Raw genomic sequence first — 18,869 nt, 5'->3', positions numbered from 1 at the left:
AGGAATACGATCTCTATCTCGCCGGTAACAATAGATTATTCTTATAGTCAGTGTTAATATTTCCTATTTAATGAAATAAAAAAGACAACGCATTTATTGTAAAAAACTGAAAAGGTGTACTGGATCTCCTTAAATGCTTGTTAATAACTATCTATTAACAACGTCTCCGGACTCCGTCAAAGGTGATGAAAATTACAGTATATATCGGAATAGACGACACCGACATCCCCGGCTCCCGCGGGACCGGGAAACTTGCTCATGACATAGCAAAAGCACTCGACACATACCATGCGTACGCCATCACGAGGCACCAGCTCTTCTTCCATCCTTCGATCGCGTATACGTCTCATAACAGCAATGCCGTAGTCCACGTGAACGCCTCTGGAGTTGAGGCATGCAGGGAGATCTTCGATATTGCAAAAGGGGTCATGCTGGAGCAGTTTCTCGAAGGCAGCGATCCGGGTCTTGCCGTTGCGGATGCAGGACAGATACTCCCCCCGCTCATCGTCATGGGCCAGGATGCAAAGATCAAACTGCTGGATCAAGACCCTGTCCGTACGCTTGCAAAAAATCTCGGAATACTCCTGGAAGGGCTCGGCGGCACAGAAGAAGGCGTTATCGGGGCAATGGCGGGACTCGGACTTGCCGTCACCAACGACGACGGGCGATACCTCCTTCGGGGCAACCTCCGCACTATCAGGGACGAGACGGATGTTGAGACACTCCTTGCAAACGGCGTGGACTCGATATACCTCCCCGACGGGAAAGAAGTCACATCGGGCAGGATCAAGATCCGGGAAAACCAGTATCCCAAACCCAGCGCTGTTGCAGGTCGTGCCGTCTTATTTGTCAAGGAGAGAGGGCCGGGAGAGTATCTCGCATACATGAGACGGTAATATGGACCTGTCAAAGCGGGCTGCTCTAGGATTTGCACTGGTTGTTCTCCTGTTGGGAGGCTTCTTTGCCGTTCAGATTACAGCGGAAGAATGGCTGACGCTCAATCCCCCCGATCGCATGACGCCTGTTATCGACAGCAGAGAGACCGTGAGTTTCGGGAAGAGTGATTTTAATTACCTCTCGTGGAAATATCGCCCGTACAAAGAACCCCTCCTCATCGCAACGGGTGGCGACCAGAAGGATTCCCCCTGGTACCTGATGTTCGTAAATACCAACGTGACCCCTCCGTACGGCGGCAACCCGAAACTTGGACGGACAGGCTACGTGAGGGTCGATTACGATCTTCACGACCTTGCCGGAACGGCGGCGTTTCATGTCCTTGCCCTGACGGGGAGTTCCTGGAGGACAAACCGGATCGAAGGATTCGGATCCTCCGCGCTCTTCGTGCGCGGGGATGCGGAACCGGGGACCTCGATGGGACCGACGACGGAGATGACCGACTACAACAACATCCAGGTCCTGCCGGCAGGCGTCAGGGAGAACCCGGAAGATACTGCACCGTATTCGTACTATATCCATTTCGATCCGGCGAGCGGCGGGCTCAATTCCCTTCACATCACTCGGGACCTGTCCAGAGTGAAAGGAGAGATTATTGATACGACCGATCAGTCCGGCTCGTTCAACCTGACCAGTTCGGGGGGGCCTGCCATCGATGCTCTCCTGCTGCTGGTTGCGGTCGATGAGATGCAGCCCGACACCTTCTCCCTCTCCCTCGATATGCAGTTCATCAGGAGCGAGGGGTGATCGCAGTGCCCTCTGCGGAGAAGTATTTCACCTTAAACGAGATCGCCCTGATGTCTCTCATGGGAGGGCTGGTCTTTGTGATGAAGACGGCGCTCAGGATGCCCCTGGGCATTCCGGGCCACACGGGAATTTTTCTGGTAATCCCGGTAATCATCGGGGTTGCCATAATCCGAAAGCCGGGCAGCGGAACCTATATCGGGCTTGTATCCGGCGTCTTGCTCTCGTTTTTCGGGATCAGCGGGATGCACGTGTTCGACGTGTTCCTGTATACGGCACTCGGGGCTTCGATAGATGCTGCCGGGTACGTTTTCCGGTACCGGATGGAGAGTGTCCCGTTCGGTGTTCTTGCAGGGATTGCCGGGAACCTTGCAAAGATGGTGGTAAACTTTGCAGTCAATCTGGCAATCGGGGTACCTCTCGTCGTGGTTGCGGTAGGTGCGGGGATCTCCTCGATAAGCCACGTCCTCTTCGGCGCTCTGGGAGGGCTCATATCCGCGTATCTTGTGGCAAGGCTGATCAAGACAGGGGTGATTTCGAGGGATGCAACCGGGGCCGATTGTAACGATTCGTGATCTGACCTACACCTATCCCGGGTACAATACGGCACCGGTAACGGCTCTGCGTTCCGTCAATCTCGACGTTGCAGGCGGTGAGAAGATTGTACTCACCGGACCCTCGGGTTCGGGAAAGACGAGCCTTCTGCGGTGCATAAACGGCCTTATTCCCCATTCGGATAGGAAAGGTGGAAAATTCTCAGGGGAGGTGACGGTTGCCGGGATGGACACCGCGATGCATTCCGTAGCGGAGATCTCAAGGGTAGTCGGCACCGTGTTTCAGAACCCCGACCAGCAGATTGTCACAAACTGCGTCGACTCCGAGATCGCCTTCGGTCTTGAAAACAGGGGGGTTTTGCCGGACGAGATCGAGGTGAGAATCAGAGAGACTGCAGAACTTCTCGGAATTGAGCACCTCCTCTCCAGGGAGACTTCCGATCTTTCATGGGGGGAGAAACAGAGGGTTGCAATAGCCTCGGTCCTTGTCGTGCAGCCGGAAGTCGTCGTGATGGATGAACCGTTCTCCGGCCTCGACCCGCAGGCATCTTCGAATCTTGTAAGCGTTCTGGACGAACTGAATCGAACGCTCATCATAGCCGAACACCGGGTCGGACACCTTGCGGACCTGATGGACAGGATTGTTGTCCTGAAGGAAGGGACGATACTGTACGACGGTCCTCCCGGCGAGAACCTGTCCGTTGTCATCAAAGCGCACGGCATCGTCCTTCCGGAGTCCGGTTGCAGGATGTCGGACGATACCTCGCTCATCCGTTCTCTTCCGGGAAATGGTTTCGACCACCGAACCCCGGTCATCGAACTGATCGATGTCGGTTTTACGTATCCCTGTTCGCCTGCTCCGGCGCTCGATAACGTTTCGTTGAAGATATACGACTCGCAGATCACCGCCATCCTCGGGTCGAACGGCTCGGGGAAGAGCACGCTTGCCCGGCACCTGAACGGGACCTTGAAACCGGACTCCGGGAGAGTCATCCTGTTCGGGGAAGACACCTCCGGAAAGCATGTGAAAAACATAACGCATCTCGTGGGTCTGGTTTCCCAGCACGCAGATTACCAGTTGTTCGAGGAGAACATCATCAAAGAGTTCTCCTTTGGGCCCGAGAACGTGGGCATGTCCGATGAGGATGTCAAAAGCCGCATCCCGGGAATGATAGCCTTGTTCGACCTCGGCCACATCGATCCGAAAACTCCCCCGCTCAGGCTTTCGGCAGGTGAGAGACAGAGGATCGCCATCGGCAGTGTCCTGATGATGAAGACGCCGGCGGTCATCCTCGACGAACCCACCCTCGGCCTCGATGAGGGGTTGAAACGCAACCTTGCGGATACGCTGAAGAGACTGTGCCGGGAACGGCACAGCGTTGTTGTTATGACGCACGATCTCGAGTTTGCATCGTCCTGTGCCGATAGGATTCTGTTGATGGACGACGGCAAGATCGGATACGATTCCCAGAACCGCGAAGCCGAACGATGAGGATGCATACGAAGAAGAAGCGGGGGGTCGTCTATATCCCAAAAGAGTCCATCGTTCACGGGCTTGACCCGCGAACGAAACTGTTTGCCCTGGTTGCCGTAAGTTTCGGCTCGCTGGTAGCAAGCGATCTGTATGCCCTCGGGGTCATGATCGCCCTCGTTCTCGGATCCGTTGCGGTTTCCGGGGTTTTACGGGAATGGGTGCATGCCATGCGGATCCTGGTTCCGGTACTCCTGATTACCATCGTGATAGATGCCTTTTTTACCGCTGCACGGTACCCCTCCGGAGGAACTCTTTATTCGGGAGACGTCTGGTTTCTGCACCTCGAGGCCACGTGGGGGACCATCCTTTTTGCCGCATCCATGACCCTCCGGATCATTGCTATCGGAGGACTTTCCTTCCTGTTCGTGATGACGACTCCTTACAATTCGTTTGTGAAAAGCGTCACGCTTCTTGGCGTCCCAAGGGATTTCACATTCTCTCTGGGATACGCACTGAGATCCGTTACCTCCCTATCGCAGGATGCGGCAAACATCGTCGATGCACAGAGCTCGCGGGGGCTTGTCTTTGATCGGGACCTCGTTCTGAAGCGTCCGCTGAAACTCCTGGCGGTTTTTGTGCCGATGGTTGTTTCGGTTATGAACAGGGCGGACCAGGTCTCCGATGCGATGCAATGCAGGGGATACGGCCTTTCCCGGAGTCCGACGATGTACAGGGCACCAGAGATGGGACGGCGGGATTACGCGGCACTTTCGATCATCGTCGCTGTCGTGGTTGCCGACCTTCTGTATGCGTATTATTTCACCGGCCCGGGGTTGTGAGGAGAAGGCACGTGTTCGAACTCCGTTGAGGTCCCTTCCTGTTGAGGCTCCTTTCCCGGCACCCTGCCGCGGAGGTAGAATGGATCTTCATCGGTTGAGCCTGTAACCCGCTGGGATTACCGGTTTGGGGCGATCTGGATCGGCCTATTCAGGTGTGATCGCCGTACAAGGAGTCAACAGAACCAAACGATTTATTATATGGGACGTGAATTAGTACCAATACTTTACAATTAAGATTTGTTAAAGTTTATATGTTGATTGATTGCGAATTCATGGGTGTGGTGAGAAATATGGGAAGAGGATTACCGGCGCATGAGACTATGAGGAGATGAGATGAAGGGAAAATCGAAGAATCCGAATTTTGTTTATTTTTGTATCGTACTCACGGTTGCAGTGCTGTGCATGCCTTACCCGGTTTCTGCATGGGATTTTAGCGCCAATCCCATCAGCACCAATAATTACATGGACATCTCCACTTCGAACGGCGGAGGGTACTATGTGGGATTCAGGAACGCGGGGGGAGGGCTCAACGCGTTGCACATCACGACGACCACTTCCGATCCGTACGGACAGGTGACGTCTGTTTCCAGCGGTTCCGGGACATTCTATCTCGCCGACACCGGCGGGAGAGGATATTTCGACCGCGCAATTCTCATGGTGGCTATCAAAGTTCCCGATGGGGGGGAGAAGGCGATCAGTGAGAATTTAACGGTGCATCTCCGGGCAAGCGGTTACCAGTGGGTCTCCGAAGGGTTAAAAGACCAGCCCCCGAATGAGGAAAACATCACATACGTTACCGATTCGATAAACAGTAAGTTCGGGCTTTCTTCCGTGGAGTACGGCCCCCAGAGCTGGAAGCCCGCCGGTGAGGAGGCGCACTCCATAATGAGCGGGCAGAGCGCCTCGGATGAATTTTATATCTTCTTTGTCGATACGGGGGTCGGCATCTTAGGCGGAAACAGCGGGATTACCGGCCTTACCAACAACGGCATGGCAAAAATCGACTACACTATCGAGGGCTACAACGGCGAGACCGTGGTCTTCAACGTGTACGGGTATGCCCTCTGGGCGGATGCCGTGAAGGACGGCATTGCATGGACGAACAAGATCGACGGGACGGTGACGGACAAGAATGCGCGGACCGGCGCGAGCGGCTACTCGGTACTGCTCGGCTCTTCCGGCGGCAACAGTGAATTCGGGGGGTCGACCGCCATCGATTATGGCGATAGCGGAACCGCTGCAAACACCAATGCGTGGGCTCCGGCAATCGGCAACCTGAATGTTACGAGCGATCCTGCTGGAGCAACGGTCTACCTTGACAACGTCAATACCGGTAAGGTAACAAATGCTTCTTTCGTAGATATCCCGGAAGGGGAGTACACCGTCCGGCTGGAACTACCAGGGTATGATCCTCTGGAACGTACCGGTATCCGCGTGATGAGCAGGCAAGTGACCACCCGGCATTTCAATATGACTCTTGCGAAGGGCTCGTGTACAGTCCTCTCTGACGTCCGGGGCGCCAGGATCTTGATCGACGGCAATGAGACGTTATGCTATGCAAACTGGACGTTCGACGATATCGAAGTGGGGAACCATACGATCTCTCTTGACAGGGACGGATATGATCCCGTTTCACGTGAGGTGGTCGTCGACGATACGAATGCAACGGTTGTTTTCTTCGCACTGTCCGGATCCGGGAGCGGGGAGATTGATGCCGTCGATGAACCTGCCGGGGGTAATGGTCAGTTATCTGCCGGCGGTAACAGCCAGCCATCTGCCGGGGATAATGGTCAGTTATCTGCCGGCGGTAATGGCCAGTTATCTGTAGAAAGCGCCGGAGCATGCCCGGAGGAGAAAACACAGGCTCAAAACGCGGGATTTCTGGAATTCCTCATCTCCCTGATTACCGGCTTCCTGGGTGCAGACACTTCCGCCCCGCAGCCGGTGAAAGAAGCGCCGGGATATGAAAACGGCTCCCCGGGTGGTTCTGCTCCCGTTCCTGAAGCGGCTGCCGATCTTCCCGATGTACGTGCCGAAAGCAATGGTGAGGGCGCACCGGAGCCGGATACACTCCAGGCAGCCAGGATTGGCAGTGTTTATGTGACCTCCAATCCGTCGGGCTCGAGTATCTCCGTTGACGGCAGAGATACGGGCTATACTACACCGCGCCTGATATACGGTCTGAACGCGGGTACCCATTCCATCACGGTAAGGCGAGAAAAGGTAGGTTCGGCGTCGCGAACCGTCCTGGTGCCCGCAGGAGGCAGTACCGTCGTCGATCTCAGCCTGGTGGAGGTCGACGGCCCTAAGGCGTCTGTGTCCGTCACTTCAAAAGCGTTCAGGGGCGGAAATTTCAGTCTGAACGGCGAGCCCCCCTATATCAGCCTGCCCTCGCAGGTGACGGTCAGGTTATCCGGGGGGTATCTCACCTACACCGACGGGGACCACTACTATTCCAGGACGCTCCCCGCGCTCAACGGAGGAGAGTCTATCGTCCTTGAAAAGGCCGATGCATTCGGAACGATCAACGTCACAAGCGTACCGGGTGATGCGGATATCTCCATCGACGGCGTCAGGACCGGCTGCAAAACGCCCTGCATACTTGACAATGTCGGTTACGGCTATCATAAACTCACGGTTACGAAGCCCGGCTGCCTGCCTGTGAAGAGGGAGGTCCGCCTCATCGATGACGGGCGTGAAATCAACATGGCTCAACACTTCGTTCTCGAGGAAATCGCTACAGGAAGACTGGCGGTTACCAGTAACCCTTCCGGCTGCATGATTTATTTGAGGGATGTCTATACGGGCCAGGCGACGCCCTACACTTTCGAGGATATCCCGATAGGAACCTATGACGTCGGAGTTATGTTTAACAGGACTCTTTCCGAGAATAGGGATGTGACTGTGCTTGCCGGGGATGTATACGGCGATACAGCCGTCGATTTCCAGCTGGAAGGAAGGTCTTGAGAAACGATCCCTCTGTGATTACGGGCGGACTTCAGTCCATTCTCGTGATCCCGGTTGAGGGTGGAGCCGGCCAGCGGTCCGGGGCATGCGGGAGCCGCAGGCTGCACCGGCAGGGAATGTTCAAAGACCCCCGGATCCCGGACGGCTGGATGCGCACCTGTAGTTCGGAAGGAGGCCCCGGGAGGGCTGTGCGACGCAGCAAAGTCACCACAAGGTTATTATGTCCGTATTGAGACCGTTCAAATCGGTGATTGTATGGAAGTGAGCTCGAGAAACCAGCTGAAAGGTACTCTCAAGATGATCAAGAAAGGCCCCGTGAACAGCGAGGTGACGGTCGTCCTCCCCGGAGGAATCGAGATCGTCTCGGTCATCACGACCTACTCGGCCGAAAAGATGAACCTGAAAGAAGGATCGGAGGTTTATGCCCTGATAAAAGCCTCCGAGGTCGTGATCGGTAAGGACTGAGCGGTTCATACCGCAGGCAGGGCAACCCTCTCTCTTTTTACGTCGGCAGGGCCTCAAGGGAACCGCGTGCCCAGGAGAGCGTCGACGTACGCTGCTGCGACGGCACTTTTCTCGGGAGCGAACCAGACCTCTATCGTCCGTTCACCAGTAAGGCAGTTGATCTCGACGATGCCGAATTTGTGGATGATCTGGACCTCTCCCGCATCGGTCTCCCTGCGATACAGGTCCTGATTCCGGACAAAAGCGGCGACGTCCTCTTCGGTCATCGGACGCGGGAGGTGATATATCATCCGCCGCCAGTGGGGATACGGTGATACCGGGTCGACATATGGGGTGGACAACCTACATTCTCCTGTGTAGTGTCAAAGGCGGAACAAACCGGGACTACTGTGATCGGTATGGTCGTCCAGAGGATAACAAGGTATCGCAGTTCACGGCCCGTGTTGCGGGGAAGTCAGTCGTATCCGGAAGATTTCTGGATGCATTGCACCGGTCAGCCGTCCCTTCGCCCGGGTGAACGGATGCCCTGATCTCCCGGAAGGAAGGGGGCTTCTCTTTTGTCTTCCGGTAGCAGATGACCCGGCGGAATGCCGGGAGGTGTCGGCCGCAATTTCCCGGAGCTCGATCCTGACACCGATCTGTCGCAGACAGTCCGACAGGGGCCTGGCCGCCGCGCCTGATGACGGTAGCCGTACACCGGGGCGGCAGTCCGGGTAACCGGGTCGCAGCCGAAGACCCCCGGGGACCACCGCTGCCGGGATGAGCGGCACACCTGCGTAGAGTAACAGGGGGTCGACCGGTCTCCATCGGTCACCGCACAGGACCTTCCGGCAACTGCACCCCCTCCAAGAGGACGTGCCCGTCGACGCAGAGCAAGGAGCCGATCCAGGACTCCCTGCTGGCCGACGATGACCTTCTTCACGGGCATACCGGTGAGTGCCGCAATATCTTCTCAAAGAGCCTCCTCGTCGTCGGGCTCCTCTCGTGCCCGGCGGCCGCGCCGGTTGTGCCCCCCGCACCCGTGCCCGTGGTCCTCCGTCTCATCGGAGAGGTTGCGTTCGATGAACGTGCCGTCCGTATTACGGACCTCGATGCCGTCGATCACGACCGTCTTCTTGGAGCCGGCCGCCCCCAGTATGGATACCGCGTCGCCGGGACGGATCGTGACGTCTTTTAATTTCTCCCGTTTGCCGTGCATCTGGAGGTCTTCGATCCGGACATGCGTCCCGAAAGACTTCTTCAACACCATCTGGATGACGCCCGAGTGGACCATCTGGCGCATGCAGCCTGAGGGCAGGAACCGCTGCCTGTAACCGACAACCGGTTCGTGCTTGACGGTGACGGCGACTCCCTCAAACCCGATCTCGTGGTATGCACGGATCTCGTGGACGTTTTCGCTCTTCCGGGCCACAACCGGGCCGACCGTGTGGCAGGTAAGGATACCCGTCACCGGGTCCGCCGAGATGACGCGGAGGACATGCTGGATAGGGCAGCTTGGTTCGATCGGGCGCCCCATGACGATCTCGCCGGGGCCTATGCCCCACCGGTCGATGATATCGGGGCGGAGCGGCTGGATGTGCCGCCGCGCGGACGGCTCCCCAGGGAACGGCTCCACCGCGAAGTCGTAATCGAATCCACGGATATCCCGTCCCGCATACCGTTCGGGAACAGGCGCACGGCCCGTGTAGTACGGGCAGTCCCTGAGGTCTTTCTTCCCGAGCCTCGCGTAACCGATGAACTCGTTGCAATCCTTCACCCCGCACGCCCCGCAGTTCCGGCCGGGAGGGATCCAGACCATTCGGCTCACTCCCCCCGGTACAGGTCGTCGGCGTTATCGAGCGTCTTCAGGATACCGAAATGGTTCTGCCACCCGATCTCCTTCTTACCGGCACAGACCGTGCATACACCGAGCGGGGGAACCCCCCGGAGGACAATCTCGTCCGGGGACACGATCGCCGGAGTATCGCGGATGGCATGCATCAGGTACCGGAGCCCGGTACCGTGCACCGCGTTGGTCTCGATGATGTCGACGGCAGGTGCCACCTCCCGGATCCGCTCCCTGAAGACCTCTTTCTCCGCCTGCGATATCAGGTCGACCTTGGCTACTACGGCGATATCGGCAAGTGCGATCATCGGGGCCATCTTGAGCGGGCTGTTCGTCCCGCCGACCGCGGAGAGAACGACGACCCCGAGAGATTGCGTGGTGTAGGGCGTGCACCGGAGGCAGAGCCCGGCGCTCTCCACGATCAGGTACTCGGCCCCCAGGTCTTCGGCCCAGGATATCGCATCGCGAAGGACCAGTATCGCGGTATGGTCCGGGCAGACGTCTCCCGAGTAGACTTTCCGGGCAGGGATGCCGAACTCGGCGGCGATCTCCTCGTCTTCGAACGCCCTGACCACATCGATCTTCAAAAACGCAATCCCGCCGGAGTCCCCAAGCTGGCGGATGACCTGGCGCACCACCGTGGTCTTACCCGCGCTGGGAGGACCGGCAAATATCAAAAGCCTCACCGGGTTCCCTCCTGTATGGTGAGGAGTTCTCCTGCCCGGATCCTCTCGCGAAACGCCGAAAGTTCCCTGTCCATCGTGGAGATGCGCAAAAGGACCTCCTTCTCCCGCCCGTTCGGCACCAGGACCTTTTCGACGGCGCCGTTTGTCATGACGATCCTCCTGTCGGCGAGAAGCGCGAGGACCGGGTCATGGGTGACGAAAAGAACCGCTTTCCGGTGATCCCTCAGGGATGCCGTCACCTTCTCCTTGAATATGCCACCGCTCTCCACCTCGTCGAGGAGGATGATCGGGGCGCTGCTGATCACGATGGCGTCGGCGATGAGAAGCGACCGGGTCTGGCCGCCGGAGAGGGCGGTGATCCGCATGGAACCGCCGATCTTCTCGCCGGTGAACTCATTGGCGAGTGAGATCGTGCTCTTCACCCGCGAATCGTCCCCGATCCTGCGTGCCCTGGCGTGCATCTCTAGGAACTCGCGGACCGTGAGATCGGCAAAACATTTCGTATTCTGGGTGATCAACGCGATCGGCTTCTGGGCGGGGTCGCGGACCGTATCGTCCGGTGGGAGCTCGCCGTTGAGGAGGATGGTTCTCCCGGTGATCGTGTCGCCCCGGGCAAAGACCTCGATGTCGTTGATGAACGCGGTCTTCCCCGACCCCGTCGGCCCCACGATGGATATGGTGTCTCCGGGACGGATGGCGATCTCGTCAAACGTCTCCTGTCCGCCGTCTTTTGCCCGCCCGGGCAGGACGGTGATCGAAGTTATCGAATCGGACGTCATGCGGGATCACCGGCCCCCTGCAGTATGAGATTGATATCGCTCTTTCCCGGGCTCTGGCCCGGCGGGATATCGTCGGCCGCCAGGGCGACGGGGCAGCAGCCCTGCAGCGATCTGCCGTTCCCGGCGACGGTACGCTGGTTTTTCATTCATCATACGTAGGTCGTACCCGGGGCAATTAAATTTTCTTATTTAACAATCCACGCCTTACAACGATTTTTATAATAATAATGAGGAACCATGCCCTATAGGCGCTGCGGGACGATTGCTCCGGAGGACGGCGAACCCTTACGCGGGACCGCCCAAAACCGGCAGCCCCGGAGCGGATGCCCGTGGATATCCCGCCCGGCGGAAGAGAGCAACCGGGCACGGATGACCGAAGAGGAACTCCCCGGCTGCGTGACGGCGGACCCGGGGGAATTGGAGGATATGAACTGGTTCCTAAGACCTCTATCAAATCCGTAACCCCAGAGATCAATCTAACTCCGCTAATCCCGCAGAAATTCAAACAGGTTTTTAAATCCCCAAAATCCAACGCTATCAGGGAGTTGATCCAGACGATCTACGTCAGCATCGATGATACCGACATCAAGGCCGGTCCGCGGGGAACCGGGCGCCTTGCACGTTCTATCGCCGATACCCTCGCAGAGGACTACCCCGTCTTCGGCGTGACCCGTCACCAGCTGTATGTCCACCCGGACATCCCCTACACGTCGCATAACAGCAACGCGGTCATTCACGTGGAAGCCGAAGGAGGCGACGCAATGGACCATATCTTTGAGGTTTCGGAGGGAGTTATGCTCGGGGATTTTTTCGAGGGAAGCGATCCCGGTTTAGCCGTCGCCTCCTCCGGGCAGATAGCACCTCCGCTCATCATCTTCGGGCAGGATGCGAAATGCATCGTCCTCACCCAGAAACGGGCACGCACGCTCGCGAAGAACTTAAAGATCCGGCTCAAAGGTCTCGGCGGCACACAAGACGGCGTGATCGGGGCCATGGCGGGCCTCGGGCTCGCAGCGACACGGAACGACGGACGGTTCCTCCAGTTAGGTTCGATACGGGATATCCGGGGACTCTGCCCCATCGACAAACTCCTGCTTGCCGGGGTCGACGCGGCCTGGACCCTTGACGGGCGGAGAGTCTCGGAAGGCACGGTGGTGGCCCGCCCCGATAAACCCGCGCGGCCGTGCCCGATCGACGGGCGAAGCATCCTCTTCGTGGAAGAACGGGACGGAACGCTGACGGAAGTCAGACGGGACTAGTATGGAGTTCGGGGGCCACGTGGCCCGGATGCCGGGCAACGCTCGTTTCGCCCCTGGATACGCCGTCAGGTCGACGACGGCGCTCCCGGGGGCTTGAGTTCGACGACGTCCCCTTCACCCGGAACTAGAAGAACCTCTCCGCGCTCTTCATCCCGGCGACGGTCTCCCTGCTCAACCGGTCGACACAGGTATCGGATGCCATGCAGTGCGGTGTACCGCCGGAGCCGGGCCGTCCCGACCTTCTCATGGGAGTTGCGCTTGCGTGTCTCTTCCTCGTCCTCCTTCTGATCAGCGGCAGGTGAGCCGGTAACCCCGGATATCTTCGCTCATTGGGAGATCTCCGGCAATTTGGGTATGTGGGAGCCGCCGGGTGATGACCATCCGTCTTGCGGGGGCGGATGGGGCATAGCGGGAAGCCCCGCCCTAAAGGGCGGGATAGTTCACCATCTATCTCTGCCGTGAGTTAACCACCTTTGATCTGCGCCCGCTTATGGGCTTGAAGGGCTTCCCCCCGATTGCACCCGGCACCGATCCCTTTCCTCCAGATATTTCCGCGAATACCCTCCTCCGCTGACTTCAGCCGACTTGCGGCTGATAATTCGGAGGACGACGGGAGTTAACGTGGAGGCAAGATAGGATCAAAAGTCATCTTTACATAGTTAACAAATTGGATTTGTAAAAGTAACATATTTGAAGGTCTGGATTAAACCAATATCTCATTAACACACAAAATTTGTAAATCAGAACAGTTTAATTGGATGAAATATCGGCGCAACCTTCTGCTCCAGACAAAATCAGAGAGATGCGGATGAAAGTAAGATCCCATAAAAACAACAGGGGGAAGGCGCGGTTTGTACGTGCTATGCCCATTCTGTTCGTCATGTTGATGATCATCGGCACAGCCATGGCTGTGCCGATAGGTGAGAACAGCACAGCCTCTACGAATATCTCCGGCAAGGTCGGGCAATCGACAGCTACAGCCCCCGACTGCGGCGGCAATGATGCCGCGGAACCCCTCAGTGCAGACATGGGTGTGAGTTCCGGATTACCCACGCCAACTGCGGACGCCCCGGCAGCAAACTTCATCGCGACCCCGACGAACGGAATTGATCCATTCTCCGTACAGTTCAGCGACACATCCGCCGGCTCGCCGGCCGCTTGGGACTTCGAGGGCGACGGCGTCATCGGCAGCACCGAGCAGAACCCGATCCACACCTACACGGTGAACCTGACGGCGACGAACGTAGCAGGCGGCAACAGCACGTTGCAGTCGGATATCGTTCCCGTCACCGGGGCTCCGGCCGCGAACTTCGCTGCTCCGTCGGGATCCGACATCGAGAAGACCGGATACGTCATGGCCGACAGTATCGGAGGGATTCTCCCCAACCACCGGAACGTCCATGTGCAGGTAGCGAACAGCAAAGGTGCACGATTCGACAACTTCGGGAACGGCACGTACTTCATTGGATCCGCCGGCCTCAAAGCCATGCACGTCACTACCGACCCCGAAGAAGCGTATGGTCAGGTCACGGACTCACCCGACCAGTCAGGGACTATTTATCTTACCACCACTGGAGGCAGGGGGAGCAATGACGGAGTTATCCTCCTGCTCGCGGTGAACGGGACGATCCCGGACGACTTTGCTGTTCACATAAAGTCAAGCGGCTACCGCTGGGAGCCCGACTCCATCGAGAACGCTGAGTTCGTTGAAGGAGCACTTGATGAGACCTTCACCAGAGATAAATTCATCTACGGCCCACAGATCTGGAGGCCGGCCCCTTCCGCGGATTACCCTTTCTTCTACGGACAGGATATGAGCGATACCGAGAACATCTTCCAGTTCATGTTCATCGACCTTAATGTCGGACACATTAAGGGCAAAGCAGATATGACCTACCGTGGTGCAACTAGGGTCGACTACTCCTTTGAGAACCTGGAGACCTTCGCGGCATTCGACGTCTACGGCTACTCGCACAGCGCGAACTCCGCCGGATGGACGAACCCCGTAGTCGGGGCGGGGAGCAGCGGGTATACGGTGCAGGGCATCCCGCGGGTTGTGACCGCCCTGACGCTCACCCCCGCCGAGGTAGCCCTCGGGATCGGCGAAACCCTGCAGTTCAACGCCACAGCCTTCGATCAGAACAACCGAGTGATGCCCGATGCGTCGCTCCTCTGGTCGAGCAGCAACGAGGCTGTCGGGGTTGTCGATGTCGACACGGGCCTCTTCACCGCAAAGGCTGCGGGGACGACGACCGTCACCGTCGCAGGCGGGGAGACAGCCGCCACCGCCGAGGTCATCGTCACCGAAGATACACCAGAAGCGGCATCGATCGCAATCACCCCACAGTTCCCGACGGTCGTCATCGAGAGGGGCCTGCGGTTCAGTGCAAGCGCTTCCGATGCCGGCGGCAGATTGATCCCGGGTGCTGCGATCGCCTGGTCGAGCAGCAATGAGACCGTCGGCACTATCGATGCCACAGGGCTTTTTATAGCTCGTGCCGAAGGTGAGACTACAGTCTCCGCGAAGAACGGCGATGCCGTTGCAGAAACTCTTGTCAGCGTGGCGACGGGGAGCCCACCGGCTTCGATTACGATCAAGCCCCGGGAACTCTCGCCCCTCTACCCCTGTGAGACCGTGCAGTTCGCCGCAACCGCCTTAGATGCCTCCGGCGCAGAGATGGACGGTATCAGACTCAAATGGACGAGCAGCAACGAGACCGTCGGGATTTTCGACGGGAACGGACACTTCACGGCTCTGGCCGAAGGTCAAACCACTGTAAAAGCAGCGTTTGGCGGAGTTTCGGACTCAGCGAACGTCACTGTCCAGACAGCACCCGACTGGACCCTCATGCTCGCCGGCGCCGGTACCGAGACGATCAACAGGTCAGGGTTCATCACCATCTCGGCCGAAAGCCCGGCATCATGCATCGACTTATCCGGAAAACTCTGGGAAGGGATGTCTCTCTCCGCGCTGGTCGGCCTGGTCGACGACGATGACCCGACCACGCTGAACACGACGCTCGCATCAAAGAACTATAAGATCACCGTCACCTACGAGAAGAAAGGACGGGACCGCACCGTCGACATTACCAGCGACAAACTCTGCGGAGACTCCGTTCCGGTCGTTGCAAACAAACTCGACGGAAAGGAGATCCGCCCCGGCACGTATTGGCCGCTCGTCGTCCAGGACGGATACGCCCAGTACGCTGTCGTGAAGAAGATCCAGCTCGACCTCCCCAGGCCGGCAGCGGTCACGATCGCCCCATCGTCGCTCGCGCTGAAGGAAGGCCAGACCGGTATGTTCAGCGCCGCAACCCTCGACCAGTACGGCAATGAACTGCCGACCTCTGCCTACACCTGGACGTGCAGCAACGAAACCGTCGGTACGGTGGATGAGAACGGCACCTTCACCGCTCTGAAGGAGGGGACGACGATCGTCACGGGGTCAGACAAAGGCGCGAACGCTACGGCGACCGTCCGCGTCAGACCGGCCTCCCACGAACCGGCGGTCTGGTATGTCGATCCCTCAGGGAACGGCGACTTCACCGCCATCCAGGCGGCAGTGGACGGGGTGTACGATTATGATACCATCGTCGTGCGAAACGGGACCTACACCGAGAGTGTGACCGTCGACAAGGTCCTGACGATCCGGTCTGAGCACGGCCCTGAAGGGGCCATTCTCAATGCGCCTGATACCACTGCAAAGGCTCTTCTGATCACCGCAAATGATGTCACCATCTCCGGTCTCACCATCACCGGCAGTTCGGAGTCCTACAGTGGCCTTGCGGTCCTGGTGAAAGACGTTGAAGGGGTCACGTTCTCCGGGAATATCATCCGCGATAACTGGAATGGTCTCTTCTTTGACGGTTGTTCTGGCTGCACCGTCCGCGATAACGCCTTTTCCGGGAACGCCTTTGCAGTTCGCTGTGAGAGAACCTCCGACTGTACCATCGCAGGCAACGAAGGCGCCGACAACAACCACGGTGCCTATATCCAGAACGGATGCACTTGCATCACCGTGGGCGGGAACACGTTCTCGGACGGAGATACCGGTGTCAGCATCGGGAGCAAGTGTACCGACAACGTTGTTACCGAGAACACCCTCTACAACTTCTCGACCACAGGGATCAGGGTCGAGGGTGCAGGGAACCTGTTTACAAACAATACTATCGAGGATGTCAGCCTCTATGGGTTCTATCTCTCGAACGCCGGCGACAATCTCCTTACCGGCAACGTGATCGATGCGACCAGCAGAGCGGTGGGTCTGATCGGCAGCAGTAGTAACAACGTATTTACCGAGAACGTCTTTTCGAATCCGACATATCGCGCGATCTATATGAGTAGGTCCTTGACGAATGTCAATGTCTTCTATCTAAATGATTTTGTAAACGTCCCCACCCCGACCTCTGATGAGGGCAAGCACATCTGGCTGTCCCCCGACCCGATCACCTACACCTATGAGGGGAACACCTACACCGCCCGGCTCGGCAACTATTGGGACAACTACACCGGCATCGATAGGGAAGGCGATGGGATCGGGGATGCCGTATATCAGATCGACGGCGCGAACGACCAATACAGCCCGCTGATAAAGCCGAAGGAGAACTATCGTCTTTCACAGCCCGAGGACGGCACAATGTCCGGAAGGGTCTCGCTGAAGGTGCCGGGATGCACGTTCTTCGCCGATGAAGGCGGGAAGAAGATCGCTATCGACACTTCCCTTGTGAACAGCACCGTCTCCGAAGACGGAAGTATGATCACTATCTCCAGGAGCGCCTATGACCTGGTAATCCGGACCGACGGCAATGCGCCCGGGGAAGGAGACCAGACTACCTGGAACGTCACCGGCTTTTCACTGACCCCACGGCAGCTCGTCCTCGAGTCAGATAGCGCAGGTCGGCTCAGCGGGTCGATGATGGTAAACCTCACCGTTCTTCCTGATGATGCCGTAATCGTCCCCACTCTGAGTATCAGCCCCTTTGCAGGGGTCGAGTCGGCATTCCATGCGGCTCTCCGCGACCGGGGATTGATGGTCCAGGGCATCGCTTCTGTTCTCCATGTCGAGAAGGAAGGACTTGAGGATGGTGTAGATATCGTCGATGCCACGATCGTCATGAATGTGAGCAAGGCCTGGGTCGATGCAGTCGGAGGCCCCGAATGGGTCAGAATCCTGCGTCTTGACGACAAAGGTAGGTGTGAGGTCCTTGAGATTGTCTGTGCTGATTTCAATGAACAGTACGGATATGGGTTCCTTGCCAATTCACCAGAAGGTCTCTGTGACTTTGGACTTGTTGCGGTTACAAAGGTGGCAGCACCGTCTGCATCGTCTTCCTCCAGCGGCGGCGGCTCCGGTTCCGACGTCGCCGCAATCTCCGGTTCCGTCCCTGCCGGGGAGACGAGGTCCTTTGTGGTGGCGAAGACGGCAGTCAACAGGATCGCGGTCGGCGCGAAAGATCGGATCTCCGACCTGCTGGTGACGGTGAAGAAGGCGTCCCTGCCGAAAGACATGGAAGCCCCCAAACAGACGACCTTTGAGGTTATCGAGACCACCCTGTATCGAGCAGACCCGTCTGCGATCGATACCGTGACCCTCGAGTTTGCGGTCCCCTCCTCTTGGCTCGGGGACCACGGCCTCTCCACCGCCGGCATCATCCTCCTCAGGTATGGGGATGACGGGTGGGAGCCGCTCCCGACGAAGTTCATGAGGGAGGAGAACGACCGGGCACTCTATTCGGCCCATGCCCAAGGCTTCTCGTATTTTGCGATCGCCGCCGATACGACCGCTTCTTCAGGCCAGCAGGGTGGGGAGGCGGTCGCCCCTGTCGCGACGGCGACGATAGTCGCGGAGACGACCGTCCCGACAACTGCCCCGACGACACAACAGTCGCCTCTTCCCCTGACGCTCCCCCTCATAGCCTTCGTGGTCCTCTTCTTCCTGAAGAGGAAATAAACTCCTTTTTTGCGGCCAGGTCAGGGTAAACAGTTTCAACGAGCATTTCTTAAATCACTATAATCAGCCACCTTCCGCAGTAAGACGATCAACTCCTGAAATAACTAACGAAGCCGAGTTAATGACACTGATGGTGTAATTTTGCACTCAATTGACGGTGTAAGAGTTGTACTCCCTTCACATTGGTGACTGATCTCACAAAGGTTGTGAGAAAAATGCCGATCCAGAACTCTTACTGCGGAAAGTCAGATCAGGACCTAATCCCGCTAACGGAGGTAGAATGACGATGGTTCCGGCATGCATGAGGTCATACCGCAAGTATCCGGCGATTGAAGATCCACACGGATCGGAGCACTCTTACGCAAGTTCGGGG

Annotated in this window: 14 protein-coding genes; 9 read left to right on the top strand and 5 right to left on the bottom strand. The window is 57.7% G+C overall.

Annotated features, from left to right (window positions below; all coding sequences use genetic code 11):
* The first annotated feature begins 185 nt into the window (after positions 1-185).
* The 7 genes from BP846_RS06480 (at position 186) to BP846_RS06450 (ending at position 7,997) form a co-directional block, all read left to right on the top strand.
* A complete protein-coding gene (locus tag BP846_RS06480) occupies positions 186-896 on the top strand; it encodes an ABC transporter substrate-binding protein (RefSeq protein ID WP_349680759.1) in 711 nt (236 codons plus the stop codon).
* A gap of 1 nt (position 897) precedes the next feature.
* A complete protein-coding gene (locus BP846_RS06475) occupies positions 898-1,701 on the top strand; it encodes a hypothetical protein (RefSeq protein WP_292393597.1) in 804 nt (267 codons plus the stop codon).
* Between the two features lie 5 nt (positions 1,702-1,706).
* Complete coding sequence (locus BP846_RS06470) at positions 1,707-2,273, top strand: ECF transporter S component (protein ID WP_292393595.1); 567 nt, start codon at positions 1,707-1,709, stop codon at positions 2,271-2,273.
* Positions 2,242-3,744, top strand: a complete 1,503-nt coding sequence (locus tag BP846_RS06465; protein WP_292393593.1) for an ABC transporter ATP-binding protein — start codon at positions 2,242-2,244, stop codon at positions 3,742-3,744. The genes BP846_RS06470 and BP846_RS06465 overlap by 32 nt, the downstream gene beginning before the upstream one ends.
* Positions 3,741-4,565 (top strand): energy-coupling factor transporter transmembrane component T family protein, encoded by an 825-nt coding sequence (locus BP846_RS06460; RefSeq protein WP_292393591.1) that lies wholly within the window; start codon positions 3,741-3,743, stop codon positions 4,563-4,565. Before BP846_RS06465 ends, BP846_RS06460 begins: the two co-directional genes overlap by 4 nt.
* Before the next feature lie 333 nt (positions 4,566-4,898).
* Entirely contained in the window at positions 4,899-7,532 is a 2,634-nt protein-coding gene (locus BP846_RS06455) for a PEGA domain-containing protein (RefSeq protein ID WP_292393589.1), read from the top strand.
* Positions 7,533-7,787: 255 nt separating this feature from the next.
* Positions 7,788-7,997, top strand: coding sequence for a TOBE domain-containing protein (locus BP846_RS06450; RefSeq protein ID WP_292393587.1), 210 nt, complete (start codon positions 7,788-7,790; stop codon positions 7,995-7,997).
* Positions 7,998-8,050: 53 nt separating this feature from the next.
* On the opposite strand, the gene BP846_RS06445 is transcribed toward BP846_RS06450, so the two are convergent.
* The 5 genes from BP846_RS06445 to BP846_RS06425 all read right to left on the bottom strand — a co-directional run bounded on the left by BP846_RS06445 (position 8,051) and on the right by BP846_RS06425 (position 11,433).
* Positions 8,051-8,263: a hypothetical protein gene (locus BP846_RS06445; RefSeq protein WP_292393585.1), complete on the bottom strand. Its 213-nt coding sequence runs from the start codon at positions 8,261-8,263 to the stop codon at positions 8,051-8,053.
* Positions 8,264-8,949: 686 nt separating this feature from the next.
* On the bottom strand, positions 8,950-9,795 hold the full coding sequence (locus BP846_RS06440; protein WP_292393583.1) for a (Fe-S)-binding protein: 846 nt from the start codon (positions 9,793-9,795) through the stop codon (positions 8,950-8,952).
* A gap of 5 nt (positions 9,796-9,800) precedes the next feature.
* The gene (locus BP846_RS06435; protein ID WP_292393580.1) at positions 9,801-10,508 is read right to left on the bottom strand and encodes a GTP-binding protein; all 708 of its coding nucleotides are present in this window, start codon (positions 10,506-10,508) and stop codon (positions 9,801-9,803) included.
* Positions 10,505-11,287, bottom strand: a complete 783-nt coding sequence (locus BP846_RS06430) for an ATP-binding cassette domain-containing protein (protein ID WP_292393578.1) — start codon at positions 11,285-11,287, stop codon at positions 10,505-10,507. The genes BP846_RS06435 and BP846_RS06430 overlap by 4 nt, the downstream gene beginning before the upstream one ends.
* The gene (locus tag BP846_RS06425) at positions 11,284-11,433 is read right to left on the bottom strand and encodes a hypothetical protein (RefSeq protein WP_292393576.1); all 150 of its coding nucleotides are present in this window, start codon (positions 11,431-11,433) and stop codon (positions 11,284-11,286) included. The genes BP846_RS06430 and BP846_RS06425 overlap by 4 nt, the downstream gene beginning before the upstream one ends.
* Before the next feature lie 399 nt (positions 11,434-11,832).
* Between BP846_RS06425 and BP846_RS06420 the strand changes: the two genes are divergently transcribed.
* Both BP846_RS06420 and BP846_RS06415 read left to right on the top strand, forming a co-directional pair.
* The gene (locus BP846_RS06420; protein WP_292393574.1) at positions 11,833-12,546 is read left to right on the top strand and encodes an ABC transporter substrate-binding protein; all 714 of its coding nucleotides are present in this window, start codon (positions 11,833-11,835) and stop codon (positions 12,544-12,546) included.
* Positions 12,547-13,408: 862 nt separating this feature from the next.
* Complete coding sequence (locus tag BP846_RS06415; protein WP_292393573.1) at positions 13,409-18,496, top strand: NosD domain-containing protein; 5,088 nt, start codon at positions 13,409-13,411, stop codon at positions 18,494-18,496.
* Positions 18,497-18,869: the final 373 nt, after the last annotated feature.

It is taken from the genome of Methanoculleus sp. UBA303 (genome assembly GCA_002501655.1).
GTDB lineage: Archaea > Halobacteriota > Methanomicrobia > Methanomicrobiales > Methanoculleaceae > Methanoculleus.
This window is presented reverse-complemented; position numbering and strand designations above follow the sequence as displayed.